Origin of the sequence: Aminobacter sp. SR38 (assembly GCF_014843375.1) — a bacterium.
GTDB lineage: Bacteria > Pseudomonadota > Alphaproteobacteria > Rhizobiales > Rhizobiaceae > Aminobacter > Aminobacter ciceronei.
Genome location: NZ_CP062112.1, coordinates 3,446,760 through 3,461,972 on the forward strand (window position 1 = coordinate 3,446,760; position 15,213 = coordinate 3,461,972).

Genomic DNA, 15,213 nt, shown 5'->3' on the forward strand with positions numbered 1-15,213 from the left:
CTACGGCCCGCTTCCCGCCTTCAGAACTCGTGCAGGGGCAGCCGAGCGGTTCGGTGAGCATTCTGATTTTGTCAGCTTGAGACGTGGCTGCTAGGCCACCTTCATAGCCAACGCTGTGAACTACATGGCGCATACTTGCCCTATGAACGGCTCGTTTGTCTCTTTCTAGGAAACGACTTGTCACGACCGTTGCGAGTGGTTGAAATGTCCGTCATTGGTATAGGGGGGAGTCGGACGACACCAACTGCTAGATTGACAGCGATATCGCACCGCAGGCAACGATTGAGTAGATGACATCGACAAACTGTCCCTTCGACGGCGTCCACTTGCGATGGCCCGTAGAGAGAAACTCTTTGCCTTTCGCAGTTCGCGTGGTCGAGCCACGTCGCCTAGAGCCTAGCAATCACGTCAGGCTGCTCAACGCGGTGGTGGAGGAGCTGCTGAATCCGGCGACGGTGCCGAGGGACAGGTTTGACGACGCGACAACCCAGCCTGCAGCGCGCAGATACGACTTGGTGACGTTCCCTGAGGCGTTCGCGCCGGCGGAGGCCATTGTCGCTGTTGCGGACGCGTTGCGGGGACAGGGGCCGTCGGGATGTCTGCACATTGGCCTCAGACCCGACAGCGGCGGATCGAACCATCTATTCACGCTGGCGGCAGCCCATGAGCTGGCCGACCGCCTTGAAACACTTGTGGAACCGGGTCTAAGGGATCTGTCGGGCTTTAAATCGTGGCTTGGCCGGCAGGCTTCGAACAAGCCCTTCAATCTCGGATGTGTCCTGGCAGTCGACGCCGACTCGAAGCTGCGGGTCTGCCTTCATCCGAAGCTGGTGAGATCGAAGTTCGAGATCGACCGGCTCCCGGAGCGCCACATGCACGAGGCGAACCTGCTAACCCTCATCACGTTGGTCCCCGCCAACCCGCGCTTCGGCACGGTGACGCTTCAGCCGCTGATCTGTTCCGACGCACTCGACCTGGACACCGACAGCGGTCTGCCGCCGCCCATCCCGGCGGTGACGAGCCACGCGCGGTGTTTTCCCGACCCGCCGAACCACGTCGATGTGGTGTCAGTCGCGACCTGCACGCCACAGTCGGAAGGCGCGCTTGACGGCGGCGACCCGTATCGCGCGTGGCACGTTCAATTCCTAGACGCATTCAGGGCCGCAGCGGAACGGCCGGACCGAGCGCGGCACCATTTTTCCTCCTTCATTTTGTCTAACTACGGCGAAATGGCCGGCAAGCCAGGTGGGTTGTCCGGCGCGTTTCTCCCGGTTTCTCCCGGTTTCCCGGCCAGCGATGCCGAAGTATCGGTGTCCTGCTGGGGACGTCCGAAGAAAAGCTCGGTGAACAACACTTGGTCCACAACGGACGACGATGCCCTGAATAGCTGGAGTAATCGTGGTTTCGTTGCAGGTCTTAACCCGTTCTCGCCGCGAGCCGTGTCGGAGGCCCGAATGCTAGCATTCGACGTTCACCGCCTGCCAAGAGAGGCGTCGCGATGGCGTACCAACGAGAGCCTTGTCGCATGGGAAGTCAGGACTTGGGTGGCCGAGCCTGACGACGACCGCCTGCGTCAGATAGGAGCAACGCATGCCTGACCAGCCAGCCTATTCGCGTGCGATCGAGTTCCGGGCACGACCGCTACCTTGGCTAGTCGTGCACCACCTCCTCGACGCCGATCTCGTCCGCGAGTTGCTATCGGCGATTGTCGTTGAGAGCAGTGCGGGACGATGGACGCTCAACGACCTGTTCGAGGAGGCGCCGGCAGCCGGCAATCCGGCGACGGCCGATTGGATTCTGGCCACCCGGGACGTACCAGACGCCTTCGCCTCGTTTCTCTCCCGGGTCGTCCTCGCGGTTGTATGGCGGGGCGATGACGTCCACTTGGTTGAGCCGGACGGCCTCGGAGCCGACGAGGCGGACTGGGCGCGGAGCTTGATCACGGCGCTGTCCCTCGGAACCGCCGACTTCGGTTTCGATCCTACTCTCCAGGGCAGCGGCCGGACCATGGGTCTCGCACCCTATGTTACTGCGATGGCAGAAGCGCGACAGAGGGTCGGCAGCACCGCATCCACTAGATGGCTGGAGCAGATCGAAGAGGCGACGAAAGACGCGCCGCCATTGCTGGGCGCCTTGTTCACGAAACACGTCGGCGATCTCCTGGGGGACGCCGACTGCTGGGGTCTTGCGCTCGAGTGCTACCTGCAGGCAGGCGACCGTCTGATCGACGACAGTATCTGGGAAGGCGCTGTCGTCCGCACCAGACAGATTGTCGCGCAGTCTGTCGCGATGGCCACGTGGCATCGCGACGGCCCTGAGCAGGCCGCTGCACTGTTGGAAGCGCTTGTGTCTGAATCGACTGTCGATGGATCCCCACTGCCGTTGCTCAATGCCGCGTTCGATCTCATGAACGCGCGTGCCGCCCGTGGTTCGTTCTCGACGGCCTGGTCGGCCCGCCGCCCGGCCACCTACACCGCGCCCCTCCTGCTGCAATCCCACAACCTCGAACACGCGCTGACCTATGCCGCCACCGGCCGGTTCAAGGATTCCCACCGATGGTTTTGGGCAAAGCTCCGTCGGCAGACTGCTCTTGGCGGCACCACCGCTGCTTGGCAAACGAAAGGGCATTACGGTCGGGCGGTGATCGACGAAGTAGAAGCCAGTCTGGGGCGCGAACTGCAACCCAGATCATTCGCGATGGGGGTGAGGCTGCTCGTCGAGAGTGGGCGGACGGAGCTTGCTGACGCTACGTCGTGGAGCGAACGATTGGTAGAAACATACCTCACGCCTACAACGCTGGACGAGCTGCGCGACACCACGGCGCGCAGCCCGGGAACCAGGATCGAGAGGGAGCTAGTCGCGACGTCGCTTCGCCGCGAGTGGCTGCTCGCGATACCGGCGGACAAGGTGGAGCTCGCGCGCGACATGCTGGCGGACCTCGCGTCCACGGCCCGTTTGGGCCAGCACACTGGCATGTCCAGCACAAACACTGGTGGACTGTCGCTCAAGTCGCTCAAGATCGTCGCGACTGAGCGCCCCGAGTTCAGGGGACTGATTGGTCCCGAACTCGTCGCTCTCGTCGACAGGTTTCGACAAAGCTCTGGTCCGCGTCCGATGGCGGATGCCATTGAGGCTGCCGCGCTATTCGTCGACGGAATCGACAAGGACTCCGCTGAGGCATTGTGCCGAAAGGCGGCGGAACTGGTCCAGGACCTACCGCACGATGCATTCTGGCCTATCACCCGTGCTGCCTCGCGACTTCTCGACTCGGACGCGGCATCTGCCCTTTCGAGACAGGACGAGGCGTTCCAGCGCCTGCGGTCGGCAGCGCTCGTCAAGCTGGCGCTCAACTCAGCGTCGCAGCACACGTCGCTTCTCTACCTGCTGCGAGACATCGACCCTTCGGCGGTACGCGAACAGATTGGCGCCGAGGAGCTCGAGTCCGTAGTGAATGGAATCCGCGCGCGCGCGCGCGAAATGTCGTCGAGCGCCGCGACGGAAAACATCCACGCGCTGCTCGTAGCGCCCAAAGTGGCGGGCGAGGCGGGCGTCCACGAAGCACTCGACGCAATCGAGCGGATTTTGCGGTCGGCCACATCACCGAGGCCGTCACCCTCTCTACAGAATGGCTACGAGGTGCTGTTGCTCATCGCAAGGAATGGAGACAAGATCGCCGATGACCTCGACACGACCCTCGATCTCCGCGCGAGGGTAAGGCAATTGCTCAGCCCTCTGAATGATTTGTGGCGATCGGCGGCCTCCCGGCCGCTAATTTTTGCCGGCTTTGCTGTCCCACCGCGCAGCACCCCGGATCGCGTGACGGTGCATAACTGGACCTTCGCAACGCTCGAGCTCCTCCGCTGGCTCGGTGCCGGTGCGGAACTCAATGAGGCACTCGAGACAGCGGCCGCCAACCATCTGCTCGCCGAGGGCATGTCAACGGGGCGAGCCGTGCAGGGGGCTACTTCGGACGCGATCGACGCGGACGCGGTGGCGAAGGAGCGCGCAGAAGCGTTCTACGCGGCGCTTGGTGAACGTCTAGTCGCCATCGGGTCGCGCGCGGATCAAGGGGCGGCCGCCTCGCTACGCATACTGCTCCACCGCTGCCTCCAGCTCGGCCCCCGCGGAGAGGACGCCGCCCTACTTTTGGCGTCGCGTTGCCTCGGCATCACCCTGGACCCGAATGCTGCCTCGGTTAATACTTACACTGCGAAGCTGCGTCGGGACGCGAACCTCAGGCTGAGCCTCTCGCCTCTGCTCCGATGTGTGCTGGACGAGGCCGCTGCTCGGATCTGACCAGTGCCGGACGGGGACGCTACGCCACCGACCAGGTGGGTCGCCTGCGTGAATGTGCAGAAGACTTGGTCTGGCGTCTTGCGCTTGGAGTTCTGGTCCATCCGATCATCAAGCGGCCTCTTGCTTCTTCGTTGGCATAGGCGCCTCCAGGGAGCTTGCCGACCGCTGACGAAATTACTGTCCATGAAGTTCTGGAGAAGCTCGACGGCGAGTTTTCGCGCGTTGCCGCGGCGGTTGCCAACCGGGAATTCGCAAAAATCGCGAAATGTTCTGAACGGCTGAAATGAGGGCGCTTGCGCGGCGAGTCGGACAGGCATGGCTAGATTTTGAGTATCGTCTTCCGGTTCAAAGTCGAGTTACATTACAGATCGAAAAGGCTCATCTGTCGTCCCTCGAGTTCTGCGATAATGCGGCCCTTGGTCTTGGAGCTTCGGAAAAGCTGATACTGGGCTGTACTTTTAACGCTCGCACAGGCTTTCGCGACTAATGCCAAGGCCTCCAAGACAAGATCGCGGGCCTCTTCTCCAATTGGTATTTGTTTATTCTTGCCTGAAAGGATCAATTGGGCGGCATAGAGCACAAACCAGTGGCCGTATATGAGATACTGTCGCTCGCCTGTGGCCTCGATCGCATCCCGTTGCTGCACTAAATGACTATCGCGCATCTCTTCAATCAGTCTATATAGCTCGACGAGCCGACAAAGTTCATCAACACTGTAGTGTTCATGGAAGATAAGATGAAAACGATCTCCGAATATCGTATCCGAGTCAGCCTTGGCGCGATCTGGTTCTCCCATTTGATACGAAAGTAAGATTTGCCCAAGCTTCAATGCATCGATCCTTCTGCTTGGGTCACGATCAGCATGCATGTTCCTCTTCCGCTCGAAGAAATAACTCCGGTCCTGAAACCCGATCTCCAACTTCTTCATCACAGGATGATTTGCTCGCAGGTCACGCCCTTGAATACGAGCCTGACTATTCGTGGCGACGGCGACCCGTTCAGCAATATCGTTTCGATTTGTGGCGTAGATCCGGACCATCAACACAACATTGTCGAACGCTTCCGGCGAACGCCTGAAAGCTTCCAACAGAGAGTGTGAGGTCTGCGCACCATTGACGATCTGAAAATCTTCGATCCTGATGATTGGATTGGAATGGCCCTTGTTATAGGCATAATCCTTGCACGTAATCGTAACGCCGTTGTTCAGATACCAAAAAAGATGGCTGTCTTCGGAAACTGCTGTCTGTATAATATTGCTGTTATAGCCACCATTTGCTCCCAGGAATATTCTAAGGTTCTCATCAAAAAGATGTCTCTTGATCGATTTCTTGTCAGCTGTTTGGATGAGCTGCACAAACGACCGGGCATCCACTGAAGCGATAACACCTCGAATGTCGCCGTCACTTCTTTCGAACGCCTCCTTGCCTACGACCTGAAGGTTTCCGATCTCACGGTCGCGTCCGGCTGCACCAATGTCACGCATAATTTCGAAGGGGCCGTAGACCTCGTAGTCGACATTACCCATCGACTGTAACGTGCTGTCCAAAATCAATTGGGCAGATGCGGAGAGACCCTTACCATTGCTGCAGAACACGACGCGATATCGGCAAATTACGCCTCGTCTGTGAAGCTCCCAGATGCGTGTCACGGCCTCCGTAAGCTGAACGTTGCCAGTTGTAACAAGTCGCGCTTCCTTTTCGAAGAGTGCATGCAAAAACGACGCGATCCTCAGGATTTCGCCGTCATTGATGGTCCGATCCGTCGATTTCAACGAAGTTCGATGTTTCGCTTGGAAAATGAGGATCTCGGCCCTGTCTTCACGTTCTAGGATTTCGATAGCATCGACGCCAAGATCATTTCCGCCGTCTACGATTATCTCGGGGTAGTCGGTCGCCCGATCAGGAAAGTACTGGCCTAGCACGAGGTAGAGGAAACCACGGGACGGGTTCGCCAAACCGTATTTGGTGACCTCCGCTTGAACGCGGGCTTCCACGATGTCCCATTCGACAGGGGAAACAGCTGGCATTATTTCAAGCCTCGTCCAAATAACTGAAGCTTTACGCATTATGATCGACTTCTACAGCTGGTCTCGACAGTTTTCACCATGTTTTCAAGATATAAGGGTGCCGAGTAGGACCGCCTCAGCCTAACTACTGGGCTGAAGTGGGAACCAGGAACGTTCTGGCGATTTTGAACGCTTCGGTGCAACGTCGATCGCTGCCTTGCCGGTCGGTGATGTCAGTTTTCGGGAAGTCGCAAGGGCACAGGAACGGCCGGAGTGGGCGCGTAGCGGCCATTCCGCCTGATCCGAACGGTCGCCTGCTTCCGAGCCCAGGCAAAGTTTGACTAAACGGCTGCCAAAGGCGCTTTGTCGACCTCCCGATCTCTCCTGGCTGTCCTTGAGGCGGTGGTGAAACCGGGCTATCATGTGTTTGCACACATCAGGGTCGGGTCAATGCCCCGTCCGTTGCCCGTTCAATGGCGGCCGAGTGCAGGGGCGCCTATGCAGGTTGTGGCAACTTTCTGGATCATCATCGATCTTGGAAGTTGGCATGCCGAAACTCAGAAGACTGCGCGATGACGCTTACAACCGACAGGACGGTCACTGCTGGTACTGTGGCCGCCTCATGTCACCAGCCGATGGGATAGATTCCAGCAGATGCACGGCTGAGCACCTTCTGCCACAATGCGAGGGCGGCAAAGATAAGCGTGACAATGTCGTGGCTGCATGTTGGCTTTGCAACAGTCGGCGGCACCGACGAAAGGTGCCGCTTAGCCCCGAGGCCTATTACATCCACGTCAGAGCGCTGATTGCGGAAGGACGATGGCACGTACGCTGCTGGATGCCCGACCGTATTCTTTCTTGATGAAAGGATGTCGGCTTTTCATAGTTCGCTGGGCTAGCTGGATGACAGGATTGGGGCGCGCAGCTGTTGAGCAGAATCTGAGGTCTAGGCGCCTCATCCCGGACCAGGACATCCTCCCTGCACAATGCTCGCGGAGTCGCCGTCGGACACCGACACGGGGCAGTCGTCGTCCCTTGCACTTGATAATGCGCGAAGCATTCCGGCCCCAGTAGCCAGCACAGATTGTTCGTTGGCCGCGTCCGTATCACTTACTCTTCGCGGGGCGGCTCGCCTTGGCAGGCGGTTTTTTGTTCTTGGACGGCTTGCGCCCAAGTCCCAGCTGTTTGGCCAGTTCTGACCGCGCCGCGGAGTAATTGGGAGCCACCATTGGGTAGTCGTTCGGGAGACCCCACTTGGCGCGATAGTCTGCCGGCGTCATGCCATACTTGGTCATCAGGTGGCGTTTGATAGATTTGTATTTCTGGCCGTCCTCGAGTGAGATCATGTAATCCGGAGTGACGGACTTCTTAATGGGGACAGCTGGTTTCTGGACTTCGGTTGGTCCGGCTGGTTCGGTGCTCGAACCAGTGGACAATGCCTGAATTGACTGATGTACCTGGTTGATCAGACCTGCGAGCTCGGCAGCGGGCACCGGATTGTTCGATACGTAAGCAGCAACAATATCTGCAGTTAGGGGCAGCAGAACTGCGGATTCGGCAATTTTGTCGGACATGGCCAAGCCTTATTGAATAATGTTCGAGATGTCACGACTGCTGTCTAATAGAGGTGGCTGACATCGGCAAGTGAAATTGAGCCAAAGAATTTGCGGCAAAACTCACATAATGGAGCTATCATTCGCAACATAGAACGGATGTGAGCTGATAAAATGTATCTTTGCGCATAGTGATTAACTCAAAGATGTGCGACCCCGGGTAAATATCCTTGGGGATCAGCATTTGTTCTGCGCAATGTGGTCATCTCCCGCTGGACTTTCAGGCAACAGCAAGCATGTGTGGCGTCGAACGCAATGGCGGAGGCACTCATGCCGAAGGACGATGTAGGGACCCAGCCGAAGGATGACGGAGATGTCCGCCTCCGCGCAATTCTGTCTGGAATCGAGCCCGAGCTGCGACGGCTGAATGCGGTGATCTCAAATCTGACGGTCCTGGCGGCTTCCCAAGACAACATCGAGCCGACTGCGCTTACTGTGTTGGCAGAGGTCGGCAGCGATGCAATTGGACGGGCAACGAGCAGTTGGCGAGATGCTTTCAACCTTGCGCATGCAGCGCAGCGCCGACTGGTAACCTGAGTGGACTTCCAGGCCAAAGCAAGCATGATTGCTTAAGACGGGGGTGACGCTTTTGCCCCGATGAGATGAGAAGGCCACTGTCGCCCAAAAGTCTTGCGCCCGCCAGATGCGGGCTTCCGTCAGTACCGGCGCCGAATGGTTTGGCGCTGTGATTTGCGGAGAAAGACCATGGCCATTTCCAAAACTTCGACCTCGGATGCAATCGAGTTCATGCGGGCAGAGTCTGCCAGTGATGTTGCGACGGGTGCAGCAGGCGCGGGCGCAGTCACCAACCCGAGCGCTGCGGCGAAACCCACTCTGAAAGGCAAGGCACAGGCCAAGCGTGGGAAGACGATGCCGAAGGGCGCGCCTACCTCCGAGACGTCAGTGACTAAGGTCAAGAAGACCCGGCCAACCGAGACGAAGGCAGATGTGGTGCTGAAGAAGCTCAGGCTGACCAAGGGTGCGACGCTCCATCAGCTCATCGAGGTCACCGGCTGGCAGGCCCATTCGGTGCGCGGCTTTCTCTCCGGAACAGTGAAGAAGAAGCTCGGCCTCAACCTTACGAGCGAGACCAGCAAAGACGGCTTGCGACGTTATCGCATCGATGACACCGCCGCGGCGGCATGAACGTCATGCGAGCGGATAGCAGGTTGGAGCAGGAGCTTGCGGAACTGGATACCCTCTCGCGGGACGCACTTGGTGTCCTTTGGCAAAAACAGTACGGCTGCTTGCCCCCGACCGGTGTGCGCCGCGAACTCCTGATCCGGTCGGCCGCTTGGCATCTGCAAGCAAAACGTCTCGGCGGCTATTCCGCCGAGACGCGCCGCCGCCTCAAGTTCGCCATGGCGGACGTCAGCAAGACGTTGGCCGATCGCCGTGCCGATCAGCTCGCCCAGCAAGCTGATGGTACCCGATCAAGCGACGCTGTTGCAGAAAATGGACACAGCACAAGTCGCAGCGAACCGCCGCCAGCTGCTGAAACAAGATCGGGCGGTAATAGCTCGTCGAAGCCGAAGCGCCGCGATGTGCAGCCGGGAGCCAGGTTGATCCGGGACTGGAACGGCCGAACACATGTCGTCGACGTGATCGAAGGTGGTTATGTCTTCGAAGCCAAGCTCTACTCTTCGCTGACTGCAATCACCCGCAAGATCACTGGAACCCACTGGTCGGGGCCAAGGTTCTTCGGACTGGTAACGCGATGAGTACCGCTTCCAGACATTCCCGCATTCCCCGGCATAGTAGCACCCAGCAGCCATCAGATCAGAGCAAACTCGGTATGTCGAAACAGCAGCTGCGCTGTGCGATCTATACCCGTAAGTCGAGTGAGGAAGGTCTCGATCAGGATTTCAACTCACTCGACGCTCAGCGTGAAGCCTGTGCCGCCTTCATCGCCTCGCAAGTTGGTCTTGGCTGGAAACTGGTCGCTGACCGTTATGATGATGGTGGCATCTCGGGCGGTACAATGGAGCGACCGGCATTGCAGCGGCTGCTCCAGGACATCCGCGATCGCAAGATAGATGTCGTGGTGGTCTACAAAATCGACCGGTTGACCCGCTCTCTGATGGACTTCTCGCGCATCGTCGAGATTTTCGACAACAGCAGTGTCTCGTTTGTCTCCGTCACCCAGCAGTTTAACACGACCACTTCAATGGGCAGGCTCACGCTAAACGTGCTCTTGTCCTTTGCCCAGTTCGAACGTGAGGTCACTGCCGAGCGCATCCGTGACAAGATAGCCGCCTCCAAGAAGAAGGGCATGTGGATGGGAGGTACTGTGCCGCTAGGCTATGCGGTGCAGCAAAGGAAACTGATCATCAAGGAGCCGGAAGCAGGTTTCGTGCTAGGCTTGTTCGAACGCTATGTGCAACTCCGGTCGGTGCCGGCGCTTGTAGCTGAGGTAAATAGGCAGGCGGACAGCGTCGCCCAAACACTACAGGACGATTGCGCCGTTCCCTTCACCCGCCGGATGCATGCTGGCATGGTCTACAAGATGCTGGCCAACCCGCTTTATATCGGCAAGCTGCGTCATCACGACAACGTCCATGACGGTGAACATCAACCCATCGTCGACAATGAGTTGTTCGAAAAGGTCCAAGAACTGATGGCACTGGGCGCTGTCCGCGTGAAGGGCTCGTCCGTCCATCCCGATACACACTTGCTGTCGGGGATTGTCTTTGACGAGACGGGGGATCGGCTGCGGCCAACCCATGCGACCAACCATGGCAAACGCTATCGCTATTACGTATCAAGCAGACTCCTGCCGAAGGATCGTCGTGATGAGGGCGGCTGGCGCGTTCCGGCTTCGGAGTTGGAAAACGTCGTCCGCTCGTTCGCGAAGAGGCTACTGTCCGATCAGATCAAGCTCTCGAAGTGGCTTGCTGCAGATACCTCGCCAGATATGGTTCTTTCTGGGTTGAGTGGCGCATCACAGATCGCCGATCGCTTGGCGTCCTGTGAAACGAATGTCCAGGCGAAAGCCATACTGCACGTGTTGTTCAAACGGATCACTCTCTCTGCAACGGAGATCCGCTTTGACATCGACCGTGCTGCCTTGATCCGGATGCTGATCGACGGCAGCGATAAAACCGAATTGGTTAAGACCAGCTCGACAGATTTCAGTGAGGTAACAACAGAGACAATCTTCGTTCCGATCGCTTTAAAGCGTCGCGGTATTGAAGCGCGACTTGTCCTGGATCCCGAAAATGCTCCGGCACGGCAACCAGCCCCACCGCTCGTATCGCTAATAGCAAAGGCCCAACTCTATCTTGCAATGCTGACCGAACGCGCCGGGATCACCCTTGTCGAGATCGCAGAGCACTTCGAGGTGCACCCGGCCGAGATTAGTCGCCTATTGCCGCTGGCGTTTCTTTCGCCTCAGCTTACACATGAGATCCTGACGGGCCTGCAGCCAGTCGAGCTGTCCGCACGCACCCTCGCGCGGCTGGATCTGTCCAACGATTGGTCAGCCCAGGCCACTCAGCTTCGTGGCTAGAACTCCAGAAAAACGCTGTTCAAGCTCACGGTTATGCCTGCATCCTTGCGATGCAGGCATAATCATTTGTCCCGCGAATTGGTCACGGAAAACGGCCACAGAGACGGCGCCCGCAAATGCCCCAGAATTGCTGGTCTCAGCGCCCGGTGAGACCAGCCTTTCGGTCTCTCTCCGCGCTAAGCTACGGAAAAGTCCAGGTAATTCTGAGTGCTGGGAGAAATGGTAGTTTGCCAATATTCCGCTGGTGGAGCTGAGGAGGATCGAACTCCTGACCTCGTCATTGCGAACGACGCGCTCTCCCAGCTGAGCTACAGCCCCGTTCAGCGGATGGCCGCATTTATTGGCGCTCGAAGCCGTCTGTCAAGCGAGCAGTTGACGTAGGGGCGAAATCACATTCCGGCAGGTGCGGCAGTCGCGGAACGCACGGTCTGTCAGGCGGGACTTGCCGCTCAGGCGTGCAATGGCTAAATGTCGGCAATTCATTGGAGATCGGCATGCTCGCCCTCATTCAGACCATCGTTCTGGCCCTCGACCTCTACTGGTGGATCATCATCGCCTCGGCGATCTTCTCCTGGCTCTATGCTTTCAACGTGGTCAACCCGCGCAACCAGGTGGTCGGCACCATCGGCAATATGCTGTTCCGGCTGACCGAGCCGGCGCTACGGCCGATCCGTCGCCTGATGCCAGACCTTGGCGGCATCGACATTTCGCCGATCGTGCTTCTGCTTGCGCTGTTCTTCGTCAGGCAGTTCATCCTCACCACGGTGGCTCCGCTCGTCATCTGACCTTTGGTGGTGGCCAGCTTCTTCAAGGAGCGTGATGACGGCGTCGAGCTTTATGTCAGGCTGACGCCGCGTTCCTCGAAGGATGCTGTCGAAGGTGTTGAGCAGGCGGCCGACGAACGCTGCCATCTCGCGGCGCGGGTGCGCGCCGTGCCAGAAAAAGGCAAGGCCAACGCAGCGCTTGAGAAGCTGCTCGCAGCCGAGTTGGGCATTCCGAGAAACTCCATAAAAGTGGTCGCCGGCGCAACCTCGCGACTGAAGACCATTCGCGTGGCAGGCAACACAGGCGAACTGGCCAAGCTCATGATGGAGCTCGCCAGGCGCTGAGCCCGCGCTCTGGATAACGTGGCTCGGGCGCGACATACTCCGGTTGCATGCGCGCAGGATGTTGCGGGGCATCGCAGGTTCGGAGGGGAGCGCGGAATGCGGAAGCTTGTATTTGCCTTGGCCCTTGCCTTGCCGTTGCATCAGGCCGTGGCGGAAGAGATCTCGAGCGCCTATGTCGAGACCAACACCGAGGCGGACTGCGTGCTCTTCGACAAGGCCGGCACAGATGACGGCGACTATGCCAACATGGTTTGTCCGGGATATCGCGGCTATCCGGTGCTGGTGTTTTCAGCCGATCTCAGGGAGTCCGTGTTCTACGGTTTCCCGCCCGCCGATTTCGTCGACATCCCGTGGCAGAGCTTCGAGACGTTCAACAGAAGTGCCGGCAAGGCCGAATGGCGCATTTCGAGCCATGACGGCAAGGTGGTCCCGTTCGCCACCATCCGCCGCTGGTACGTCCAGGCGGAACCTGCCGAGGGCGACAAGGAAATCGAGGTGCTGGTGGTGGCGAAGGTCGGGCAGCCGGGCAAGGCCGATGGCTGCGTCGTTGGGCTGGTGTTGGCGACCGGTGAACCCAAGGCCAATGAGCTGGCGCGCAAGATCGCCGACGAACAGGCTCGCGATTTTGCCTGCGGCTCGGACGAGAGGGTGCTCGTCGGCGATCCGATGCCGGTGTTCTACTCTGAAGGCAAGCCAAAGAATTGAGGCGCGGTCGGCACTGCCGAACCGCGCCCGGTATTCACTGACCTTGAAACAGAAGCCTCAGGCCTTCAGCGCCTTGGCGCGTTCGATCGCCTCGACGATCATCTTCTTGGCGTAGGCCGCATCGTGCCAGCCGCCGATCTTGACCCACTTGCCGGGCTCGAGATCCTTGTAATGGCCGAAGAAGTGCTCGATCTGCTGCAGCGTGATCTCGGGCAGGTCGGTGTGGTTGAAGACGTTCTCGTAGCGGCGGGTCAGCTTGGGCGACGGAACGGCGATAACCTTTTCGTCCTGGCCGGCATTGTCTTCCATGACCAGCACGCCGATCGGGCGCACGTTGATGACGCAGCCGGGAATGAGCTGGCGGGTGTTGCAGACCAGCACGTCGATCGGGTCGCCGTCGCCGGAAAGGGTGTGCGGCACGAAGCCGTAGTTACCCGGATAGTGCATCGGGGTGTAGAGGAAGCGGTCGACGACGAGCGTGCCGGCTTCCTTGTCCATCTCGTACTTGATCGGCTGGCCGCCGACAGGCACTTCGACGATCACGTTGACGTCTTCAGGCGGATTCTTGCCGATCGAAATCGCATCGATGCGCATGGGGAAGCTCCAGAATTAAAGGTGCCTCCCGATAAACGCCTTGGGCCGCGTGTGCAATGCAATATTGATGTCAGGAGACTGCGACGAAAGGCTTGCTTTCCGGATCACTCCCAGACGAAAGCGACCTTCTTCAGCGCCTTGTGGTCGAAAACCTCGACGCCCTCGGCGATGTCGCGGCCGCCGGCACCGGAATAGAAGGCGAGCGCGTTGTCGTTCTCCTCGAGCGCCCAGACCACCATGCCCTTGAGGCCGTGGTCGGCGAGGCGCTGGCGGGCGGCGGCGAAAAGGCGGCTGCCGAGGCCGATGCCCTGGCATTCGGGGCGGAGGTAGAGTTCGTAGATCTCGCCCTGCTGCTTGAGTTCACGGGCGCGGTTGCGGCCGAGCGTGGCATAACCGGCAATCTTGCCGCCGATCTCGATCACCAGAACGGTTGCGGCGCGGCGGATGGCGTTGGCCCACCATTCGCCGCCGCGGCGGTTGATCATGGTGGTCAGCGCACGATGCGGGATGATGCCGGAATAAGCGCCGCGCCAGGCCTCGTGATGCACCTCGGCGATGGCATCCGCGTCGCGGGGCTCGGCTTTCCTGATGTCGATCGTCAGCGTGTTCATAGTTTCTTAACCATAAACCGCGCCGCGACAGTTGCAAAGAGTCCGCACGCGGCCGGAATGGCGTTTCATGTGATCCGGATCGAGGATCAGGTGCAGGTGTGTCCAAATGGACTCACCAGGGCTATGCGGTCAGATCTCGACGAGGTGGTCGTCGAGTTCGTTGACGTCGGCTGAAGACACTGGGAAATGCCGGGCTAGCAGGGTGCCGACTGTGGCGATGGCCGCAACGAAACCGTCGGCGAGACGGTTGGCACGCGCTTCTGCGGTGAGGTCGCGGACGATGCCGTCCCAGGCGTCCTGCGGAACCTTGGCGTGGATGCCGGCGTCGGCGACGACCTCGGCATAACGTTCGGCCAGCGACACGAAGATCAGCACGCCGGTGCGTGCGGTGGTGAGATGCACGTTGCGGGCATAGAACTGCCTCAGCGCGTTGGCGTGGGCGGCGCGGTAGAGCAGGCCACGCGGGACGAGCCGGATGCGCAGGCCGGGCAGCCACCACAACAGCGCGCAGGCAGCCGCCGCCGCCAGCAACTGGACGATGACGAAATGCGGCAGCCGGACGGCGACCCACCAGTATTCGAGCACCAAGGCCGCGGCGAGGCTGACCAGCAGGATACCCGTGATGACGGCGAAGGCCGCGGCAAAGAAGTAGCCATCGCTGCGGTGGGCGACGACGCAGTAGATCTCGCCGGAGGTCTGGGCTTCGGCGGCGCGGATGGCCGCGGCGATGCGTCCGTGATCGCTGGGGGGGAGCGTGGTCTGGGTCATGTCG

General features: G+C 59.5%; 16 protein-coding genes and 1 tRNA gene. 11 read left to right on the forward strand and 6 right to left on the reverse strand.

Features of this window, described 5'->3' with window-relative positions:
* Positions 1 to 353 precede the first annotated feature (353 nt).
* The 3 genes from IG197_RS16830 to IG197_RS36665 all read left to right on the forward strand — a co-directional run bounded on the left by IG197_RS16830 (position 354) and on the right by IG197_RS36665 (position 4,583).
* Entirely contained in the window at positions 354 to 1,598 is a 1,245-nt protein-coding gene (locus IG197_RS16830; protein ID WP_192313548.1) for a hypothetical protein, read from the forward strand.
* On the forward strand, positions 1,591 to 4,296 hold the full coding sequence (locus IG197_RS16835) for a hypothetical protein (RefSeq protein WP_192313551.1): 2,706 nt from the start codon (positions 1,591 to 1,593) through the stop codon (positions 4,294 to 4,296). The genes IG197_RS16830 and IG197_RS16835 overlap by 8 nt, the downstream gene beginning before the upstream one ends.
* 155 nt (positions 4,297 to 4,451) lie before the next feature.
* The gene (locus IG197_RS36665; protein WP_256441217.1) at positions 4,452 to 4,583 is read left to right on the forward strand and encodes a hypothetical protein; all 132 of its coding nucleotides are present in this window, start codon (positions 4,452 to 4,454) and stop codon (positions 4,581 to 4,583) included.
* 74 nt (positions 4,584 to 4,657) lie between these two features.
* Here IG197_RS36665 and IG197_RS16840 read toward each other — a convergent pair whose 3' ends face one another.
* Positions 4,658 to 6,361, reverse strand: a complete 1,704-nt coding sequence (locus IG197_RS16840) for an AIPR family protein (protein ID WP_246765172.1) — start codon at positions 6,359 to 6,361, stop codon at positions 4,658 to 4,660.
* Between the two features lie 487 nt (positions 6,362 to 6,848).
* Between IG197_RS16840 and IG197_RS36825 the strand changes: the two genes are divergently transcribed.
* Positions 6,849 to 7,163 carry an HNH endonuclease gene (locus IG197_RS36825; protein ID WP_192313554.1) on the forward strand — a complete coding sequence of 105 codons (315 nt, stop codon included), beginning with the start codon at positions 6,849 to 6,851 and terminating at the stop codon, positions 7,161 to 7,163.
* Between the two features lie 244 nt (positions 7,164 to 7,407).
* Here the strand turns inward: IG197_RS36825 and IG197_RS16850 are convergent, their stop codons facing one another.
* Positions 7,408 to 7,875: a MucR family transcriptional regulator gene (locus tag IG197_RS16850; protein ID WP_192313557.1), complete on the reverse strand. Its 468-nt coding sequence runs from the start codon at positions 7,873 to 7,875 to the stop codon at positions 7,408 to 7,410.
* 309 nt (positions 7,876 to 8,184) lie between these two features.
* On the opposite strand from IG197_RS16850, the gene IG197_RS16855 reads away from it, so the two are divergent.
* The 4 genes from IG197_RS16855 (at position 8,185) to IG197_RS16870 (ending at position 11,422) form a co-directional block, all read left to right on the forward strand.
* The gene (locus IG197_RS16855) at positions 8,185 to 8,451 is read left to right on the forward strand and encodes a hypothetical protein (RefSeq protein ID WP_192313559.1); all 267 of its coding nucleotides are present in this window, start codon (positions 8,185 to 8,187) and stop codon (positions 8,449 to 8,451) included.
* A gap of 168 nt (positions 8,452 to 8,619) precedes the next feature.
* A complete protein-coding gene (locus IG197_RS36235; RefSeq protein ID WP_246765173.1) occupies positions 8,620 to 9,060 on the forward strand; it encodes a DUF3489 domain-containing protein in 441 nt (146 codons plus the stop codon).
* Between the two features lie 23 nt (positions 9,061 to 9,083).
* Positions 9,084 to 9,635 (forward strand): DUF2924 domain-containing protein, encoded by a 552-nt coding sequence (locus IG197_RS16865; protein WP_192313562.1) that lies wholly within the window; start codon positions 9,084 to 9,086, stop codon positions 9,633 to 9,635.
* A gap of 74 nt (positions 9,636 to 9,709) precedes the next feature.
* Positions 9,710 to 11,422: a recombinase family protein gene (locus IG197_RS16870; RefSeq protein ID WP_192313564.1), complete on the forward strand. Its 1,713-nt coding sequence runs from the start codon at positions 9,710 to 9,712 to the stop codon at positions 11,420 to 11,422.
* 242 nt (positions 11,423 to 11,664) lie between these two features.
* Here the strand turns inward: IG197_RS16870 and IG197_RS16875 are convergent.
* Positions 11,665 to 11,740: transfer RNA gene (locus IG197_RS16875), tRNA-Ala, on the reverse strand.
* Between the two features lie 176 nt (positions 11,741 to 11,916).
* Here IG197_RS16875 and IG197_RS16880 point away from each other — a divergent pair.
* The 3 genes from IG197_RS16880 to IG197_RS16890 all read left to right on the forward strand — a co-directional run bounded on the left by IG197_RS16880 (position 11,917) and on the right by IG197_RS16890 (position 13,236).
* Positions 11,917 to 12,207: a YggT family protein gene (locus IG197_RS16880; RefSeq protein ID WP_067966013.1), complete on the forward strand. Its 291-nt coding sequence runs from the start codon at positions 11,917 to 11,919 to the stop codon at positions 12,205 to 12,207.
* Between the two features lie 9 nt (positions 12,208 to 12,216).
* Positions 12,217 to 12,531: a DUF167 family protein gene (locus IG197_RS16885; protein WP_067956468.1), complete on the forward strand. Its 315-nt coding sequence runs from the start codon at positions 12,217 to 12,219 to the stop codon at positions 12,529 to 12,531.
* A 96-nt stretch (positions 12,532 to 12,627) separates the two neighbouring features.
* The gene (locus IG197_RS16890) at positions 12,628 to 13,236 is read left to right on the forward strand and encodes a hypothetical protein (RefSeq protein ID WP_192313567.1); all 609 of its coding nucleotides are present in this window, start codon (positions 12,628 to 12,630) and stop codon (positions 13,234 to 13,236) included.
* Positions 13,237 to 13,293: 57 nt separating this feature from the next.
* Here IG197_RS16890 and ppa read toward each other — a convergent pair whose 3' ends face one another.
* From ppa to IG197_RS16905, 3 genes are all read right to left on the reverse strand, one after another.
* Positions 13,294 to 13,830 (reverse strand): inorganic diphosphatase, encoded by a 537-nt coding sequence (gene ppa, locus IG197_RS16895; protein ID WP_067956472.1) that lies wholly within the window; start codon positions 13,828 to 13,830, stop codon positions 13,294 to 13,296.
* A 104-nt stretch (positions 13,831 to 13,934) separates the two neighbouring features.
* The gene (locus IG197_RS16900) at positions 13,935 to 14,441 is read right to left on the reverse strand and encodes a GNAT family N-acetyltransferase (protein WP_067956474.1); all 507 of its coding nucleotides are present in this window, start codon (positions 14,439 to 14,441) and stop codon (positions 13,935 to 13,937) included.
* A 129-nt stretch (positions 14,442 to 14,570) separates the two neighbouring features.
* The gene (locus IG197_RS16905; RefSeq protein ID WP_192313570.1) at positions 14,571 to 15,209 is read right to left on the reverse strand and encodes a TPM domain-containing protein; all 639 of its coding nucleotides are present in this window, start codon (positions 15,207 to 15,209) and stop codon (positions 14,571 to 14,573) included.
* Positions 15,210 to 15,213: the final 4 nt, after the last annotated feature.

Bases quoted from the DNA above. Each gene is read 5' to 3' on its own strand.
- IG197_RS16835 (WP_192313551.1), top strand. From the start codon at position 1,591: ATGCCTGACCAGCCAGCCTATTCGCGTGCGATCGAGTTCCGGGCACGA.
- IG197_RS16840 (WP_246765172.1), bottom strand. From the start codon at position 6,361: ATGCGTAAAGCTTCAGTTATTTGGACGAGGCTTGAAATAATGCCAGCT.
- IG197_RS36825 (WP_192313554.1), top strand. From the start codon at position 6,849: ATGCCGAAACTCAGAAGACTGCGCGATGACGCTTACAACCGACAGGAC.
- IG197_RS16850 (WP_192313557.1), bottom strand. From the start codon at position 7,875: ATGTCCGACAAAATTGCCGAATCCGCAGTTCTGCTGCCCCTAACTGCA.
- IG197_RS16855 (WP_192313559.1), top strand. From the start codon at position 8,185: ATGCCGAAGGACGATGTAGGGACCCAGCCGAAGGATGACGGAGATGTC.
- IG197_RS36235 (WP_246765173.1), top strand. From the start codon at position 8,620: ATGGCCATTTCCAAAACTTCGACCTCGGATGCAATCGAGTTCATGCGG.
- IG197_RS16870 (WP_192313564.1), top strand. From the start codon at position 9,710: ATGTCGAAACAGCAGCTGCGCTGTGCGATCTATACCCGTAAGTCGAGT.
- IG197_RS16880 (WP_067966013.1), top strand. From the start codon at position 11,917: ATGCTCGCCCTCATTCAGACCATCGTTCTGGCCCTCGACCTCTACTGG.
- IG197_RS16890 (WP_192313567.1), top strand. From the start codon at position 12,628: ATGCGGAAGCTTGTATTTGCCTTGGCCCTTGCCTTGCCGTTGCATCAG.
- ppa (WP_067956472.1), bottom strand. From the start codon at position 13,830: ATGCGCATCGATGCGATTTCGATCGGCAAGAATCCGCCTGAAGACGTC.
- IG197_RS16900 (WP_067956474.1), bottom strand. From the start codon at position 14,441: ATGAACACGCTGACGATCGACATCAGGAAAGCCGAGCCCCGCGACGCG.
- IG197_RS16905 (WP_192313570.1), bottom strand. From the start codon at position 15,209: ATGACCCAGACCACGCTCCCCCCCAGCGATCACGGACGCATCGCCGCG.